The 389-nt window shown below is 76.6% G+C and carries 2 protein-coding genes; both read left to right on the forward strand.

Translation table 11 applies throughout. The annotated features are described in order from the left end of the window. Positions 1-229: DUF2243 domain-containing protein (locus tag LPA54_RS41615; RefSeq protein WP_228985547.1), on the forward strand; the 229-nt coding region annotated here is incomplete at its 5' end. 53 nt (positions 230-282) lie between these two features. Next, positions 283-389 (forward strand): cytochrome c oxidase assembly protein (locus LPA54_RS43395; RefSeq protein WP_368857925.1); only part of this gene is annotated, 107 nt, incomplete at its 3' end.

Here is a 389-nt window from a genome sequence, read left to right on the forward strand (position 1 = left end):
GGCACTGGCCCCGGGCCACGCGTGGAGCGGCGCCTTCCTGGGTGCGGGCTTCTTCCAGGTGTTCGAGGGCATCGGGGACCACAAGGTGCTGCGCCTGCACCAGGTGCGCTACGGCGTCGACGTCACGCCGTACGACTGGGCGTGGAATCTGGCGGGACTCGCGCTGTTGCTGATCGGGGGCGTGCTGCTGGTGCGAGCCCGGCGGGCCGGAGAGCGGCGGCCGTCGTGACCGCCGGTCCGGTGGCGGCGCCCCTGGCGCTCGCCTGTGCGCTCGCCGCCGCGGTGTACGCGGCAGGCGCCGCCCGGCTGAGACGCCGGGGCGACGCCTGGCCGTGGCGGCGGGACGCCGTCTTCGCCGCAGGGTGCGCGGCCGTGGTGTGGGGACTGGC

Source organism: Streptomyces sp. DH12, assembly GCF_020873895.1.
Lineage (GTDB): Bacteria > Actinomycetota > Actinomycetes > Streptomycetales > Streptomycetaceae > Streptomyces.